Here is a 15,043-nt window from a genome sequence, read left to right on the forward strand (position 1 = left end):
CGCTGGTTAGTCAGCGACTTCCACGTCGGCGGCTTCAAAGGCCGCTTTCTCTTCTTCGGTGATCTCCTTGATCGAGAGCTTCACCCGGTTGCGGTTATCGATATCGAGCACCTTCACGAGCACGTCGTCGCCTTCGTTCAGGAAGTCGCGGACGTTGTTAACCCGCTCTTGCACAATCTGCGAGATATGCACCAGCCCATCCGTGCCCGGCATGATATTCACAAAAGCGCCGAAGTCGGCAATGCGTACCACCTTGCCCATGTACAGCTTGCCGATTTCCGCTTCCGCCGTAATGGCCAGTACGGTGTCGATGGCTTTTTTCGCGGCGGCTTTGTCTTCCGCGTAGATACGCACGGTACCGTCGTCGTCAAGATCGACCGACGCGCCGGTATCTTCGCAAATCTTGCGAATCGTGGCGCCACCCTTACCGATAACATCACGGATCTTGTCCGGATCGATCTTGATGGTCGCCATGGACGGGGCGTTTTCAGACACTTCCGTACGGCTCTGGGCGATCACGGCATTCATTTGCTCGAGGATTCCCAGGCGTGCGGTATGGGCCTGTTGTAGCGCCGTTTCCATGATCTCTTCGTTGATCCCTTCGATCTTGATGTCCATCTGCAGGGCGGTCACGCCCTCTTGGGAACCGGCCACCTTGAAGTCCATGTCGCCAAGATGATCTTCGTCCCCCAGGATATCGGTCAATACGGCATAGCCGTCTTCATCCTTGACCAGGCCCATGGCAATACCGGCCACCGGTGCCTTCAGCGGCACACCGGCGTCCATCAGGGCCAGCGACGAACCGCACACCGACGCCATTGAGCTTGAGCCGTTGGACTCGGTAATTTCCGATACGACCCGAATGGTGTAAGGAAACGCATCTTCAGCTGGCAGCATGGCCTGAACACCGCGACGCGCCAGACGGCCATGGCCGATTTCGCGACGCTTGGGCCCGCCCATGAAGCCCGCCTCACCGACGCTGTAGGGAGGGAAGTTATAGTGCAGCATAAAGCGGTCTTTACGCTCGCCTTCCAGCGACTCGATGAGCTGTGAATCACGTAGCGTGCCCAGGGTGGCAATGGCAATCGCCTGGGTTTCACCACGCGTAAACACAGCCGAACCGTGCGTTTTGGGCAGCGTACCGACTTCGATATCCAGCGGACGCACCGTGGTATTGTCACGGCCGTCAATGCGCGGCTCGCCCTTGACGACACGAGAGCGCACGACGCGCTTTTCAAGCCCCGCGAAGGCGGCTTTGACGTCATCCTTGCTGAATTTGCCTTCCGCCTCTTCGCCTTCGGGAGCCGCAAGCTGGGCAACGGCGTCGTCTTTCAGGGCAGACAGCGCGTCCTGACGAGCCATCTTGTCAGTAATCCGATAGGCTTCCCCGACTTTGGCTTCAAACGCGTCCGCCATGGCCGCTTTCAGCGCTGTATTTTCTTCCGGCGGCTGCCAATCCCAGCGCGGCTTACCGGCTTCGGCAACCAGTTCATTGATCGCCCGGATCGCGACCTGCATTTCTTCGTGCCCGAACAGCACAGCCCCCAGCATTTCGTCTTCAAGCAGCTCTTTGGCTTCCGACTCGACCATCAGCACGGCCTTCTCGGTACCCGCGACGACCATATCCAGTTCAGAGCTGCCCAGCTCTTCAACGGTGGGGTTCAGGAAGTAGCCCTGCTCTTCATTAAAGCCAACCCGGGCACAGCCAATCGGGCCGCTAAAGGGAACGCCCGAAATCGAAAGCGCCGCTGAGGTGCCCAGCATCGCCGCGATGTCTGGATCATGATTGCGATCGGTCGACAGAACAGTACAGATCACCTGCACTTCGTTCATGAACCCCTTGGGGAACAGCGGACGGATCGGACGATCAATCAAGCGCGATGTGAGCGTCTCTTTCTCGGTGGGACGGCCTTCACGTTTGAAGAACCCGCCAGGAATCTTGCCGACTGCGTAGGTCTTCTCCTGGTAATGCACCGAGAGCGGGAAAAAGGGTTGGTTGGGGTTCGCTTCTTTCTTGGCCACCACGGTACACAGGACAACGGTATCGTCCATGGTCACCATAACGGCGCCGGTGGCTTGGCGAGCGATACGCCCGGTTTCTAGGGTGACGGTGCTACGACCGTATTGGAACGTTTTCTTTACCGGATTCACGGCGACTTCCTTTAACATTAATAGCTACTTGTCTTTTCGTATGGGTCGTTTGGACTCGCCACCATTCTAGGCGTTGCCGCGCGATAGGGCTACCAGAAACAAAAAAACGGGCAGCCCCCGAGGGGCTGCCCGTTTCTCGACCATCGCCAACAATAACTTAGCGGCGGATGCCTAAGCTCTGAATCAGAGACTGATAGCGTTCGAAATCTTTACGCTTCAGGTAATCCAGCAGCTTACGACGCTGGTTTACCATGCGGATCAGACCACGACGCGAGTGGTGATCCTGCTTGTTGGTTTTGAAGTGGTCCTGCAGGCCGTTGATATTGGCGCTCAGCAGGGCAACCTGCACTTCAGGTGATCCGGTGTCGTTCTCGCCGCGGCCGTATTCGTTGACGATCTCGGCCTTCTTTTCAGCGGTTAATGCCATCTGTCTCTCCAGTAAGCAATATGCCTAACAATGAATGGGTGAGACCACGCATATTTGCAGTCTCAATCTACTATTTTCATGTGCAATTTTCTCGCAAACCGCCGCATTGATGCAACGCCTTACGAGATAGCGACCGTACTTAACAGCCGCTTGGGTGCCACTTCCTGGCCTTCTTTTACAACGCCGAGACCTATGAACGACTCGGCGTAGTAAAGTCTTGCCAACGCTTCGGGGGGCAATGATTCGCCAGACACCACATTGGCGGACTGGCCGTGAGCCAAGCGCCCATAAGCCGGTTCATCCAATGTAAGCGATGGCAAATGATCCACCAGCACGTCAACCGGCATCAGCTCGGCTTCGCGGGCCGCTTGATCGGCTAACGCCTCAAGCGCTTCCAGCGTCCACATGGCATCGCCGTTGAAAGGGCCGGTCTTGAGCCTTCTCAACTGACTGATGTGACCGCCACAGCCCAGCGCCTTGCCAATGTCTTCAGCCAGGGTACGGATGTAGGTCCCCTTGCTGCAGCTGACTTCCAGCTCGAAGGCCGTGCCTTCAAAGGACAGCAGGCGGGCATCATACACGCTTACCCGCCGCGCTGCACGCTCAACCTGCTTTCCCTCTCGGGCGAGCTCATAGAGTTTTTTACCTTCGTGCTTCAGCGCCGAGTACATCGGCGGCACCTGGTCGATCTCGCCGCGAAAGCCGGATAGCGTCGCTTCAACTTCATCGACCGTCAAGCTTGGCACGGCGTGCTGCTCGATGATCGCGCCTTCTGCATCTCCCGTGTCGGTCATCGTGCCCAGTTCTACCCGGGTGCGATATACCTTGTCAGCTTCCAACAGGTGCGATGAGAACTTGGTGGCCTCACCCAGGCAGATAGGCAGCAAGCCCGTCGCCATAGGGTCCAGGGTGCCGGTATGGCCGGCTTTTTGCGCCTCGAAAAGACGCCGCACCCGCTGCAGGGCATGGTTGCTGGAAAGTCCTTTCGGCTTATCCAGCAAGACAATGCCATTCACCGGCAGCCCCCGACGGCGACGCGCCATTAACGCGGCTCCTCGCCTGATTCATCCGCACTTGCATCGTCCTGTTCCTGGCGGGCACGGTCGGTTGAAACCGCTTTGTCAATCAGCGACGACAGCTGCTGGCCACGCACCACGCTTTCATCGAAATGAAAACGCAGCTCGGGAACGTGGCGCAGTTTAATACGCTTGGCTATCTGGCTTCTCAGGAAACCTGCCGCCCGCTTCAGCACCTGCAGGTTTTCCTTGATACGCTCGGCGTCCTGTTCACCCAACAGGGTGACGTAGATATCCGCATACCCCAGGTCACGGCTCACGGTGACACCGCTGACCGTGACCATGCCGAGGCGCGGGTCTTTCACTTCGCGCTGGATCAGCACCGCCAGCTCCTTCTGGAGCTGGTCGGCTACCCGGTCGGTACGCTTGAATTCGCGCATGCTTGCTCCTCAGCCCTACAGGCTGCGCTCGACCTTCACTTGGTCAAAGACTTCGATCTTGTCGCCGACCTGGACATCGTTGTAGTTCTTCACGCCGATGCCGCACTCAACGCCGCTACGCACTTCCTGTACGTCGTCTTTATAGCGGCGCAGCGATTCGAGCTCACCTTCGTAGATCACCACGTCATCGCGCAGCACGCGAATCTTCTTGTTACGGTGCACGCTGCCTTCAACGACCATACAGCCTGCGATCGCACCAATCTTCGGCGCACGGAAGACGTCGCGAACTTCAGCCACACCGACGATTTCTTCTTTCCACTCCGGCGCGAGCATACCGCTCATCGCCTGCTTGACCTCGTCGATCAGCTGGTAGATGACGCTGTAGTAGCGCAGATCCAGCCCTTCGCGTTCGATGATCTCACGGGCAGCGGCGTCAGCACGGACGTTAAAGCCGACAACGATGGCTTCAGAGGCCAGCGCCAGATTGGCATCGGTACCGGTGATACCGCCAACGCCGGACGACACAACCGCCACCTCGACTTCGCTGGTCGAGAGTTCTTCCAACGCCCCTTTGATGGCTTCCAGCGAACCCTGAACGTCGGCTTTCAGCACGATGTTGACCTTGGCCACTTCGTCCTGGCCCATCTGGCTGAACATGTTCTCCAGCTTGGCCTTTTGCTGACGCGCCAGGCGTACTTCGCGGTACTTGCCTTGACGGAAGTTGGCCACTTCGCGGGCTTTCTTCTCGTCGGCAACCACCATGAAGTCGTCACCGGCGTCCGGCGTACCGTCCAGGCCCTGGATCTCGACCGGCATGGCCGGGCCCACCTCGTCCACTTGCTTGGCAAGTTCGTTGGTTAGCGCCCGCACGCGACCGTAGTGCAGCCCGGCCAGGACGATATCGCCTTTCTTGAGCGTACCGTTCTGAACCAGCACGGTCGCCACGGGGCCACGGCCTTTATCCAGGCGCGACTCAACCACGACACCTTTACCCGGTGCTTCAGGCACGGCTTTAAGCTCGAGCACTTCAGAGACCAGCTGGATCGCTTCCAGCAGCTCCTCAATGCCATCACCGCTCTTGGCAGACACGTGGACGAACTGGGTATCGCCGCCCCACTCTTCCGAGATCACGCCGTGCTGCGATAGCTCGTTACGAATGCGGTCGAAGTCAGCACCCTCTTTGTCGATCTTGTTGACCGCCACTACCATCGGCACACCCGCCGCTTTGGAGTGCTCGATCGCCTCAACCGTCTGGGGCATCACACCGTCATCCGCCGCCACGACCAGAATGACAACGTCGGTCGCCTGGGCGCCGCGGGCACGCATGGCGGTAAACGCCGCGTGGCCTGGCGTATCCAGGAAGGTAACGCCGCCATGTTCGTCTTCCACATGGTAGGCACCGATATGCTGGGTAATGCCACCCGCTTCGCCGGTTGCCACTTTGGCCTTGCGGATATAATCGAGAAGCGACGTCTTACCATGGTCGACGTGGCCCATGACGGTCACGACCGGTGAACGGGTGATCTCGTCGCCTTCGTAGGAGATGCCTTCGAGCATTTCCGTTTCCAGCGCGTCATCCTTCACCAGCTTGACCTTGTGGCCCATCTCCTCGACAACGATGGCTGCCGTATCCTGATCGATGGTCTGGTTGATGGTGACCGCCGCGCCCATGTTGAACATCGCCTTGATGACTTCATTGGCTTTGATCGACATCTTGTCGGCCAGATCCGCCACGCTGATGGACTCGGGAATCGAGACCTCGCGCACGATCGGCTGAGTCGGCTTCTGGAAGCCATGCTTGCCATTACCACCGCTGGCACTACCACCACGACGACCGCCGCGACGTTCGGCACGCTTGGCTTTCTTGCCGCCAGCACCGCGCTTGCGCTCTTCGCGATCACCGCGATCTTCCTCGTCATCACGACGGCCTTTCTTCTTGGCCGCTGATTTCTTGGGCGGTGCGGTACGACGGTCGGAGCGGCCTTCTTTCGGCGGCGCCGGCGGCATGTCTTCGGATGCCGGGGTGTCGTCGATCTGCAGCTCGGGCACCGGAACGTCAGGTGTCTTCTGAGCCTCGACCTGGGCAGCCTGTTCGGCTTCTTTACGCGCTGCTTCTTCAGCCGCCTTGGCTTTTTCTGCAGCGGCCTTTTCTTCGGCTTCGCGTGCATCACGCGCTTTGCTTTCAGCCTCAGCTTCGGCCATGTCACCGACGAGTTGACGCGGACCCGAATGCTTGGGCTCAGGCGCTTTCGGCTTGTCCTCTTCTTCAGAGCGCTTGACGTACGTCTTCTTCTTGCGCACCTGAACTTCGATGGTTTTACCGCGCTCGCCTGTCTTGATACGGCTGCGGGTTTTGCGCGTCAACGTAATACGGCTCTTGCCGCTATCGCTTTCATCGCCGTCGCCGCCGTGACTTTTCTTCAGAAAGTTAAGCAAGGTGCGCTTATCTTCTTCCGATACCGCATCGGTTTCCGAAGCGTGCTGTAAACCCGCCTCTTTCATCTGCTCTAGCAGGCGGGGCACATCGCGGCCTACCTTTACTGCAAAATCTTTAACTGTCATATCTGACATATTGACCCTCCTCAGCCCGTGACCTGTTTACTGTGTGTTCGAATCCGACGCGTCATCGTCTTCAAACCAGGGCGCACGGGCAGTCATGATCAGTGCCGCTGCGCGCGCTTCGTCCAACTCCTCGATATCGACCAGATCATCAACAGACTGCTCGGCGAGATCCTCCATGGTGACAATGCCGCGGCTGGCAAAAATGAAGGCCAGATGGCGCTCCATGCCGTCCATCGCCAGCAGATCGTCTGCCGGCTGGGCACCGTCTAGCGCTTCTTCCGAGGCAATCGCCATCGTCAGCAGCTCGTCTTTCGCCCGTGCACGCAGCTCTTCAACCAGATCCTCGTCGAACTCTTCGATCTCGAGCATCTCTTCAAGCGGCACGTAGGCGACTTCTTCAAGAGTCGTGAACCCTTCGTCCACTAACAGGCGGGCAACATCTTCATCGACCTGGAGATGGCTGACAAAAGAATCCACCAGACTATCAATTTCCTGGTCGCGCTTGGCTTCCGCTTCGTCTTCGGTCATGACGTTGATCCGCCAGCCGGTCAGATCAGAGGCCAGACGCACGTTCTGGCCGCTACGACCAATGGCCTGGGCCAGATTATCCTGAGCGACGGCGACATCCATCGCATGGGCATCCTCGTCAACAAGGATAGACGCCACATCGGCGGGTGCCATGGCGTTTATCACCAGCTGTGCCGGGTTGTCATCCCATAGCACGATGTCGACACGCTCGTTCTGCAGCTCGGTCGATACCGCCTGCACGCGAGAGCCGCGCATGCCGACACAGGCACCGACGGGATCAATGCGTCGGTCGTTGGTTTTCACGGCAATCTTGGCGCGTGAACCGGGATCCCTTGCCGCGCCCTTGATTTCGATGAGCTGCTCGGCAATTTCCGGCACTTCAATCTTGAACAGCTCGATAATCAGCTCGGGGCAGGTCCGGGACAGCTGCAGCTGGGCGCCACGCGCGTCGGGGTCGACCTTGACCAGCAGTGCGCGAACACGCTCGTTCATCCGGTAGCGCTCACCGTGGATCATTTCGTTGCGCGGCAGAAACGCTTCCGCGTTATCACCCAAGTCAATGATCAAGCCGTCGCGCGTGGTCTTTTTGACAATACCGGCGACCAGCTCTCCTTCGCGATCGGTATATTGGCGCACGACTTCGGCACGCTCGGCCTCGCGCACTTTTTGCACGATGACCTGCTTGGCCGTTTGTGCCGCGATGCGACCAAAGACGGCATTTTCGATTTTCTGTTCGACGACATCGCCCAGTTTCAGCGGCGGATCGCGCTGTTCAGCGATGCTTTGCTTGATTTCGTAATCTGGCGTTTCGAATTCGTCGTCTTCGACGACCGTCCAGTAGCGAAACGTCTCGTAATCCCCCGTGCGACGGTCAATGTGTACCCGCACGTTGGCTTCTTCATTGTCAAAACGCTTGCGTGACGCGCTCGCAAGAGCAGATTCCACCGCTTCAAAAATAACGTCGCGGGGAACACCTTTTTCGTTAGAGATCGCGTCAACGACCATTAATATTTCTTTACTCATGCGTTTGCCTCGCCAGAAAACCTGTCCTTATGTGCATCGCGCCAACTGCCTGCCGGCCACCACGCCACCTGGTTAATCGTCGAACTGCGGTACAACGTGCGCAGAATCAATGCCTTCAATCGGAAAACAATACTCTTCGCCATCCATTTGCAGCAGTATTTCGTCGCCCTCGACACCTGCCAGCAACCCCTGAAACTTGCGCCGCCCGTCAAAGGGTGCGCGCAGTTTTAATGCGACATGGTGTCCTTGAAAACGGGAAAAATGATCCAGGGTATACAGCGGGCGTGCCATACCCGGCGAAGACACTTCGAGTCGGTACTCCCCCGGAATAGGATCTTCGACGTCTAATATCGCACTGACTTGACGACTGATATCGGCGCAGTCTTCAACATTGACGCCGCTTTCGCGTTCGATATAAATCACCAACCGCGAATGCTTACCCTGCGAAAGATGGTCGATGCCCCATAGTTCAAAGCCCATGGCAGCAACAACAGGTTCTATCAGCGCGTGCAGCGCCGCATGTTTTGTGGCCACAGACATTGCTCCTATAGCCGTTGCATCAGGCACCTGGCCAGGAGACATATGAAAAGCTAGGTGGCTGATTGGCGTTACCCGGAAATGTGCCTCCGGCAAGCCGATGGGCATCCGCCCTTGAGACACGCTTGTTAACGAAAAGCTGCTAACAAAAAGCCCCTTCACAGGAAGGGGCTTTTCGAAAGAAACCTGTTACACCAACATGACGGTAAGCATTGGGAAACCCCTTGATGATGGCGTCGCCTCTCATGACATGAAACGCTCGCACATGCTTGCTTATCGCCAGAAAGTGGTAGCGGGGACCGGATTTGAACCGATGACCTTCGGGTTATGAGCCCGACGAGCTACCAGACTGCTCCACCCCGCATCAATCTAGGTCGCAGATAATAGACGCTTGTGCTTATTCCGTCAAGCTGTCTTTTATCCTTTAGACGCTTCAACCAAGGAGCGTTTATTACGTCTGGGGAACTGGCGAACCAGCGCATCAGATGGTGCCGAAGGCGGGACTTGAACCCGCACGACCGTAAGGTCACTACCCCCTCAAGATAGCGTGTCTACCAATTCCACCACTTCGGCATCAGGGGAGGCTCGAGAAAGCAAGATCAATCAGTTACTCGCTGCTTTCCTCTAGCACTGGCGCGGCATTATCCGCACTTTCGTTACCTTCGTCAAGCATTGGTGCACTTTGCTGTTGCTCGATCAGGTTAGCGTCAGGAATACCCGCTTCCGGCGCCTGTCCTGCCTGGGTGGCAAAGTAGGCCAGCGCCATCGACGTGACGAAAAAGCCTGCTGCAAGGATGGCCGTGAAACGGGACAGAAAATTACCGCTGCCGCGTGAACCAAATACCGTTTGCGACGCACCGCCACCGAAGGCGGCACCTGCTTCGGCACCTTTACCCTGCTGAAGCAGGATGAGCACAACCAGGGCGATCGCAATCACCACGTGGACCATAAGAATTGCAACTTGCATGGCGTTATCCTGCTGACTGACAAATGGCGTGAAAATCGTCGGTTTTGAGCGAAGCGCCGCCCACCAAACCGCCGTCGATATCCGGCTGAGCAAGCAGCTCAGCCGCATTGTTTGCGTTCATGCTGCCGCCGTACAACAGCTTGAGCTGCTCGGCAAGTACCGCATCGAACGAGGCCTGATAAGACCGAATACCGGCCATGACCTCTTGAGCCTGCTCAGGCGTTGCCGTTCGCCCTGTGCCAATCGCCCATACCGGCTCATAGGCGATGACCACCTCAGAACGCTGGGCGGGCTCCAGGCGAGACATTACGTACTCTACCTGGCGCAGCACGACATCCATGGTGTGCCCCGCATCGCGTTCCTCCAGGGTTTCCCCGACACAGAGAATCGGCGTAAGCCCTGACGCCAGGGCCGCCATCAGACGGTCAAATACCTGCTCGTCAGTTTCCTGATAAAGCTGCCGCCGCTCTGAATGACCGACCAGTACATAAGCGACATCAAACTCCTGCAGCATACTGCCACTGACTTCACCGGTATGCGCGCCCGAGGGCTGAGGATTGAGCGTCTGCGCCCCGAGTTTTAGCGACGTATTCCTGAAGGCCTGCCGCGCCGTTTCCAGGTAGGGAAAAGGCGGAATCACGACCACATCGACGCCAGCGGGCAACCTGGCGGCTGCAAACGCATCGCCAAACGCTTTCACCAGAGCCGTCGAACCGTTCATTTTCCAGTTACCGGCAATTAATGGCCTACGCATGAAGCCTCCTCACACTCAAGGTGGAGCGAAATGGTATAGGAGCGGACTTGTCAAGACAACCGCTATTGTCAGCAGACGCTATTTAAGCAGCGCCTGCACTTGTTCGGCCAGGCGATTTGCCAACTTGTCGACGTCCAGATGCGCGCGGCCTTCCACCATGACACGAATTAACGGCTCAGTGCCTGACGCCCTTAGCAAGACACGACCTTCATCGCCCAACTCCTTTTCGAGAGCGGACACTGCCTTCTGAAGCGGCTCCGAGGCCATCACGTCCTTGGCATTTGTCCCTGCAGGCAACCTGACGTTCACCAGCGCCTGCGGGACTTTTTCCAACCCTCTTAACAAGGCGGGGAGCGGTTGCTGCTCACGCATCATCAGCGCCAACACCTGCAACGCTGACACGATGCCATCTCCGGTGGTCTGGACATGGCTGCACAAGATATGGCCCGACGATTCGCCACCCAGCTCCCACTGATTGGCTGCCATACGCTCCATCACGAAACGGTCTCCGACCTTGGCGCGCTCAAATGGAATACCCATTTTTTCAAACGCCATCGCCAAGCCAAAGTTGCTCATCAGCGTGCCTACCACGCCACCTTCCAGCAGACCGCGCGCCTGGCGATCCCGGGCGATCAGGTAAAGAATGTCGTCCCCGTCGACTTCACGGCCATCGGAATCGACCAGTAACACACGGTCGCCATCGCCGTCGAAGGCAATCCCCAGGTCGGCGCCTTGCTGGATCACCGCCGCACGCAGCGCGGCCGGGTGCGTCGAGCCAACGTCATGGTTGATATTCAGGCCATCCGGGGTGCCACCAATGACGCTGACCTCAGCCCCCAGTTCACGAAACACACTCGGGGCGATGTGGTAGGTGGCACCATGCGCGCAGTCGAGCACAATGGTCAAGCCATGCAGGCTAAGGCGATCGGGCAGGGTCGATTTGCAAAACTCGATATAACGGCCGGCAGCATCGTCAATACGCATGGCCTTGCCCAGTTGGGCCGCATCCGCCGTGGTCAGCGGCGCATCCAGCATGGTCTCGATTCGGTCTTCAATCGCATCCGGGAGCTTTTTACCCTCTGCCGAAAAAAACTTGATGCCATTATCATCGAAGGGGTTGTGCGAGGCTGAAATCACGATCCCGGCATCGGCACGAAAAGTGCGCGTCAAATAGGCAATACCGGGGGTCGGCATTGGCCCCAGTAGTGCCACGTCGGCCCCCGCAGCAGACAGTCCTGATTCAAGCGCAGACTCGAACATGTAACCCGAAATACGCGTGTCCTTGCCGATCAACACCCGGGTACGACCTTTCTCCCGGCGCAATACCTGACCCGCCGCCCAGCCCAGCTTGAGCATGAAATCGGCGGTAATCGGTGACTGACCGACCCTCCCGCGAATACCGTCCGTACCAAAATAGCGTCTTGTCATGCGTTACTCTCCTTGCTGGTAGAGGCCTCGCAGCCTTCCTGCCACACGGCCCACGCCATATTGACGGCGTCGACCGTCGGCCCCACATCGTGGACGCGTACAATATTCGCCCCGCGCTCAACCGCCATGGCCGCCAGCGCAAGCCCGCCTGGCAGCCGCTCGTCGATGGGGCGACCCAGCACTTTACCGATCATGCTCTTGCGCGACATGCCCGCGAGTACCGGCAGGCCCAGCGACTGAAGGACATCCATGCGATTCAGCAAGCGCAGATTGTGCTCGACCGTTTTACCAAAACCAAAGCCTGGGTCCACGAGCAGGCGATGACGGCGCAGACCTGCGGCCTCGCACTCGGCGACTCGGGCCGCCAGGTAGTCGACCACCACCTCTTCGATGGGCTTATCGTAGGCGGGCGCCTGCTGCATATTCTGGGGCTCGCCCTGGCGGTGCATCAGGCACACCGGCAAGCCACTACCCATGGCGGCCGCCAGGGCCCCATCCCGCTCGAGTGCCCGCACGTCGTTGATCATGCCGGCCCCCAGCGCACTCGCCTCGTGCATGACGGCGGGGCAACTGGTGTCCATCGAAACAAGCGCATCCAGCTCGCGTACCAGTGCTTCCACGACCGGCGCAACACGATCAAGCTCCTGCTGCTCGCCGACGGGGGAGGCACCAGGGCGAGTCGATTCCCCCCCCACATCAATCATGGCGGCGCCTTCCGCCAGCATTTGCTCGGCGCGCCGCAACGCATCGTCCAATGCCACGTGCTGGCCACCATCAGAGAATGAGTCCGGTGTGACGTTCAAAACGCCCATGACACGAGGAAAGGACAGATCAAGTAAATGTCGGCCGCAACGCAGTTGCGCAGGAAACTGCGCCAGCGGCGCCGACGGGGTGGGACGTGCCGTAAAAGTCATGCTGTCGCCTGGTCGGAAAAAACATATCGGTATTATAGGTGCGTGCACAGCATAACAAAAAGGCGTCCCGTTTGGGGACGCCTTGATGTTAGCGCAACGGCCGGACTTGGAGCCTAAGGGCCGGCAGGGCCACCTAGGGGGTCAGAGGGTCGACGGCTAGGCTCTTCGTCATCTGAATCACCATCGCCACTTGCCTCATCACCATTACGCGTATCGCTGGGGGACGCGCTGGACTGATCGCTTGATGCAGGCGTTCCACCACCGGATGAATCGCCGTCATTCCAGCCTTCCGGCGGACGCGGGTCGCGGCCGTCCATAATATCTTTTAGCTGGTCGGCATCAATGGTTTCGTACTTCATCAGCGCTTCCGCCATCGCATCCAGCTTATCGCGATTTTCGGTCAGAATGCGGCGCGCCTCCTCGTAGCAATCATCGATGATCTTGCGGACTTCCTTATCAAGCCGCGTGGTGGTTTCACCCGACTTCATCTTGGAACCGCCCTGACCCGGGCCACCGAGGAACTGGTGGGACTCGTCCTCGTCGTACATGATCGGGCCCATTTCATCCGACAGCCCCCACTTGGCAACCATGTTATGGGCAAGCTCAGTGGCGCGCTTGATGTCGTTGGACGCCCCGGTGGTAACACCGTTAGGCCCAAGCGTCATCTCTTCGGCAATACGACCACCGAACAGCGAGCAGATCTGACTCAGGATTTGCTGGCGCGACAGGCTGTAACGATCCTCTTCGGGCAGGAACATGGTGACACCCAATGCCCGCCCCCTAGGAATGATCGTTACCTTGTAAACCGGGTCGTGGCCCGGGGCCACCAGGCCGATAATCGCGTGGCCCGACTCGTGGTAAGCCGTATTGAGCTTTTCCTTGTCGGTCATGACCATGGATTTGCGCTCAGCGCCCATCATGATCTTGTCCTTGGCCAGATCGAGCTCTTCCATGCTGACCAGCCGCTTGTTACGACGGGCCGCAAAGAGGGCAGCTTCGTTGACCAGGTTGGCCAGGTCGGCACCCGAAAAGCCGGGCGTGCCGCGTGCAATCAGCTGCGGCTTGACGTCATCGGCCAGCGGCACCTTACGCAGGTGCACGCCGAGGATATGCTCACGCCCCCGGATATCGGGCAGGGCAACGGTTACCTGACGGTCAAAACGCCCAGGACGCAGCAATGCGGGGTCAAGCACGTCAGGACGGTTGGTAGCCGCAATCACGATGACACCTTCGTTGGCCTCGAAGCCGTCCATCTCGACCAGCAGTTGGTTCAGGGTCTGTTCACGCTCGTCGTTACCGCCACCCATGCCAGCACCGCGCGAGCGGCCTACCGCATCAATCTCATCGATAAAGATGATGCACGGCGCCTGCTTCTTGGCCTGCTCGAACATATCGCGAACGCGGGACGCACCGACACCGACAAACATTTCCACGAAGTCAGAGCCGGAGATGGAAAAGAACGGCACCTTGGCTTCGCCGGCAATCGACTTCGCCAGCAGCGTTTTACCGGTACCCGGTGGGCCCACCATCAGAACACCACGCGGAATGGTACCGCCCAGACGCTGGAACTTGGTCGGGTCGCGCAGGAAGTCGACGAGTTCTTCGACCTCTTCCTTGGCTTCATCGCAACCGGCAACGTCCGAGAACGTCGTCTTGACCTGGTCATGGGAGAGAAGCTTGGCCTTGGACTTGCCAAAGCTCATCGGGCCGCCTTTGCCTCCACCGGCACCGCCCTGCATCTGACGCATGAAGAACATGAAAATGGCCAGGATCAGCAGAATTGGGAAGCTGGCAATCAGTAGACGCGTCCAGATGCTTTGCTGCTCCGGCTCTTTACCGATCACCGTCACGTCGTTGCTCAGCAGATCATCCATCAGCTTGGGATCTTCTGCCGCTGGACGAATTGTCTGAAACTGTGAACCATCTGTCCGCTCACCGGTGATGGTATAGCCATCAATGGTGACGCTGCGCACTTCCTGGTCCTGCACCTGCTCAACGAACTGGGTGTAGTTCATTGTCTGGGGTGCACTCTCGGTACTGAAATTATTGAACACTGTCAGTAGCACGGCCGCGATGACCAGCCACAGAATCAGGTTCTTTGCCATATCGTTCAAGGGGCTACCCTCATTACAAGAATCCGTCAGTTAAACCTACAGGTGAGACCTTACACTAGCCTCGAGGGTTCAACCATTGCCAAGGTGTCTAATACCTTGGGCCGTCTGTGCCACGCTCGCCTCTAAAACGTAATGTGACACACTTTGCAACTGTCTGTCTGGCTATCGCGGTGATAAATCCT

The 15,043-nt window shown here is 58.2% G+C and carries 12 protein-coding genes and 2 tRNA genes; all 14 read right to left on the bottom strand.

What is annotated here, in order from left to right:
• Positions 1-6: 6 nt before the first annotated feature.
• The 14 genes from pnp to ftsH all read right to left on the bottom strand — a co-directional run bounded on the left by pnp (position 7) and on the right by ftsH (position 14,861).
• The gene (pnp, locus tag NH395_RS16735; protein WP_253026478.1) at positions 7-2,169 is read right to left on the bottom strand and encodes a polyribonucleotide nucleotidyltransferase; all 2,163 of its coding nucleotides are present in this window, start codon (positions 2,167-2,169) and stop codon (positions 7-9) included.
• Between the two features lie 139 nt (positions 2,170-2,308).
• The gene (gene rpsO, locus NH395_RS16740) at positions 2,309-2,578 is read right to left on the bottom strand and encodes a 30S ribosomal protein S15 (RefSeq protein WP_066316110.1); all 270 of its coding nucleotides are present in this window, start codon (positions 2,576-2,578) and stop codon (positions 2,309-2,311) included.
• A gap of 119 nt (positions 2,579-2,697) precedes the next feature.
• Positions 2,698-3,621, bottom strand: coding sequence for a tRNA pseudouridine(55) synthase TruB (truB, locus tag NH395_RS16745; RefSeq protein WP_253026480.1), 924 nt, complete (start codon positions 3,619-3,621; stop codon positions 2,698-2,700).
• Positions 3,621-4,034: a 30S ribosome-binding factor RbfA gene (rbfA, locus tag NH395_RS16750; protein ID WP_253026482.1), complete on the bottom strand. Its 414-nt coding sequence runs from the start codon at positions 4,032-4,034 to the stop codon at positions 3,621-3,623. Before rbfA ends, truB begins: the two co-directional genes overlap by 1 nt.
• A 15-nt stretch (positions 4,035-4,049) precedes the next feature.
• Complete coding sequence (gene infB, locus NH395_RS16755; protein WP_253026484.1) at positions 4,050-6,605, bottom strand: translation initiation factor IF-2; 2,556 nt, start codon at positions 6,603-6,605, stop codon at positions 4,050-4,052.
• 27 nt (positions 6,606-6,632) lie between these two features.
• Complete coding sequence (gene nusA, locus NH395_RS16760) at positions 6,633-8,147, bottom strand: transcription termination factor NusA (protein ID WP_092827102.1); 1,515 nt, start codon at positions 8,145-8,147, stop codon at positions 6,633-6,635.
• 72 nt (positions 8,148-8,219) lie between these two features.
• Positions 8,220-8,681 (bottom strand): ribosome maturation factor RimP, encoded by a 462-nt coding sequence (gene rimP, locus NH395_RS16765; RefSeq protein WP_066316117.1) that lies wholly within the window; start codon positions 8,679-8,681, stop codon positions 8,220-8,222.
• Positions 8,682-8,971: 290 nt separating this feature from the next.
• Positions 8,972-9,048, bottom strand: a tRNA-Met gene (locus NH395_RS16770).
• 122 nt (positions 9,049-9,170) lie between these two features.
• Positions 9,171-9,257 (bottom strand) — tRNA-Leu (locus NH395_RS16775).
• A gap of 34 nt (positions 9,258-9,291) precedes the next feature.
• Entirely contained in the window at positions 9,292-9,651 is a 360-nt protein-coding gene (secG, locus tag NH395_RS16780; RefSeq protein WP_092827104.1) for a preprotein translocase subunit SecG, read from the bottom strand.
• Between the two features lie 4 nt (positions 9,652-9,655).
• Positions 9,656-10,405, bottom strand: coding sequence for a triose-phosphate isomerase (gene tpiA / locus NH395_RS16785; RefSeq protein WP_253026486.1), 750 nt, complete (start codon positions 10,403-10,405; stop codon positions 9,656-9,658).
• Positions 10,406-10,483: 78 nt separating this feature from the next.
• Positions 10,484-11,833 (bottom strand): phosphoglucosamine mutase, encoded by a 1,350-nt coding sequence (glmM, locus tag NH395_RS16790; protein ID WP_253026488.1) that lies wholly within the window; start codon positions 11,831-11,833, stop codon positions 10,484-10,486.
• Positions 11,830-12,747 (bottom strand): dihydropteroate synthase, encoded by a 918-nt coding sequence (folP, locus tag NH395_RS16795; RefSeq protein WP_253026490.1) that lies wholly within the window; start codon positions 12,745-12,747, stop codon positions 11,830-11,832. The genes glmM and folP overlap by 4 nt, the downstream gene beginning before the upstream one ends.
• 113 nt (positions 12,748-12,860) lie before the next feature.
• Entirely contained in the window at positions 12,861-14,861 is a 2,001-nt protein-coding gene (gene ftsH, locus NH395_RS16800; RefSeq protein WP_253026492.1) for an ATP-dependent zinc metalloprotease FtsH, read from the bottom strand.
• Positions 14,862-15,043: the final 182 nt, after the last annotated feature.

Source organism: Halomonas sp. Mc5H-6, assembly GCF_024124705.1.
Taxonomy (GTDB): Bacteria; Pseudomonadota; Gammaproteobacteria; order Pseudomonadales; family Halomonadaceae; genus Vreelandella; species Vreelandella subterranea.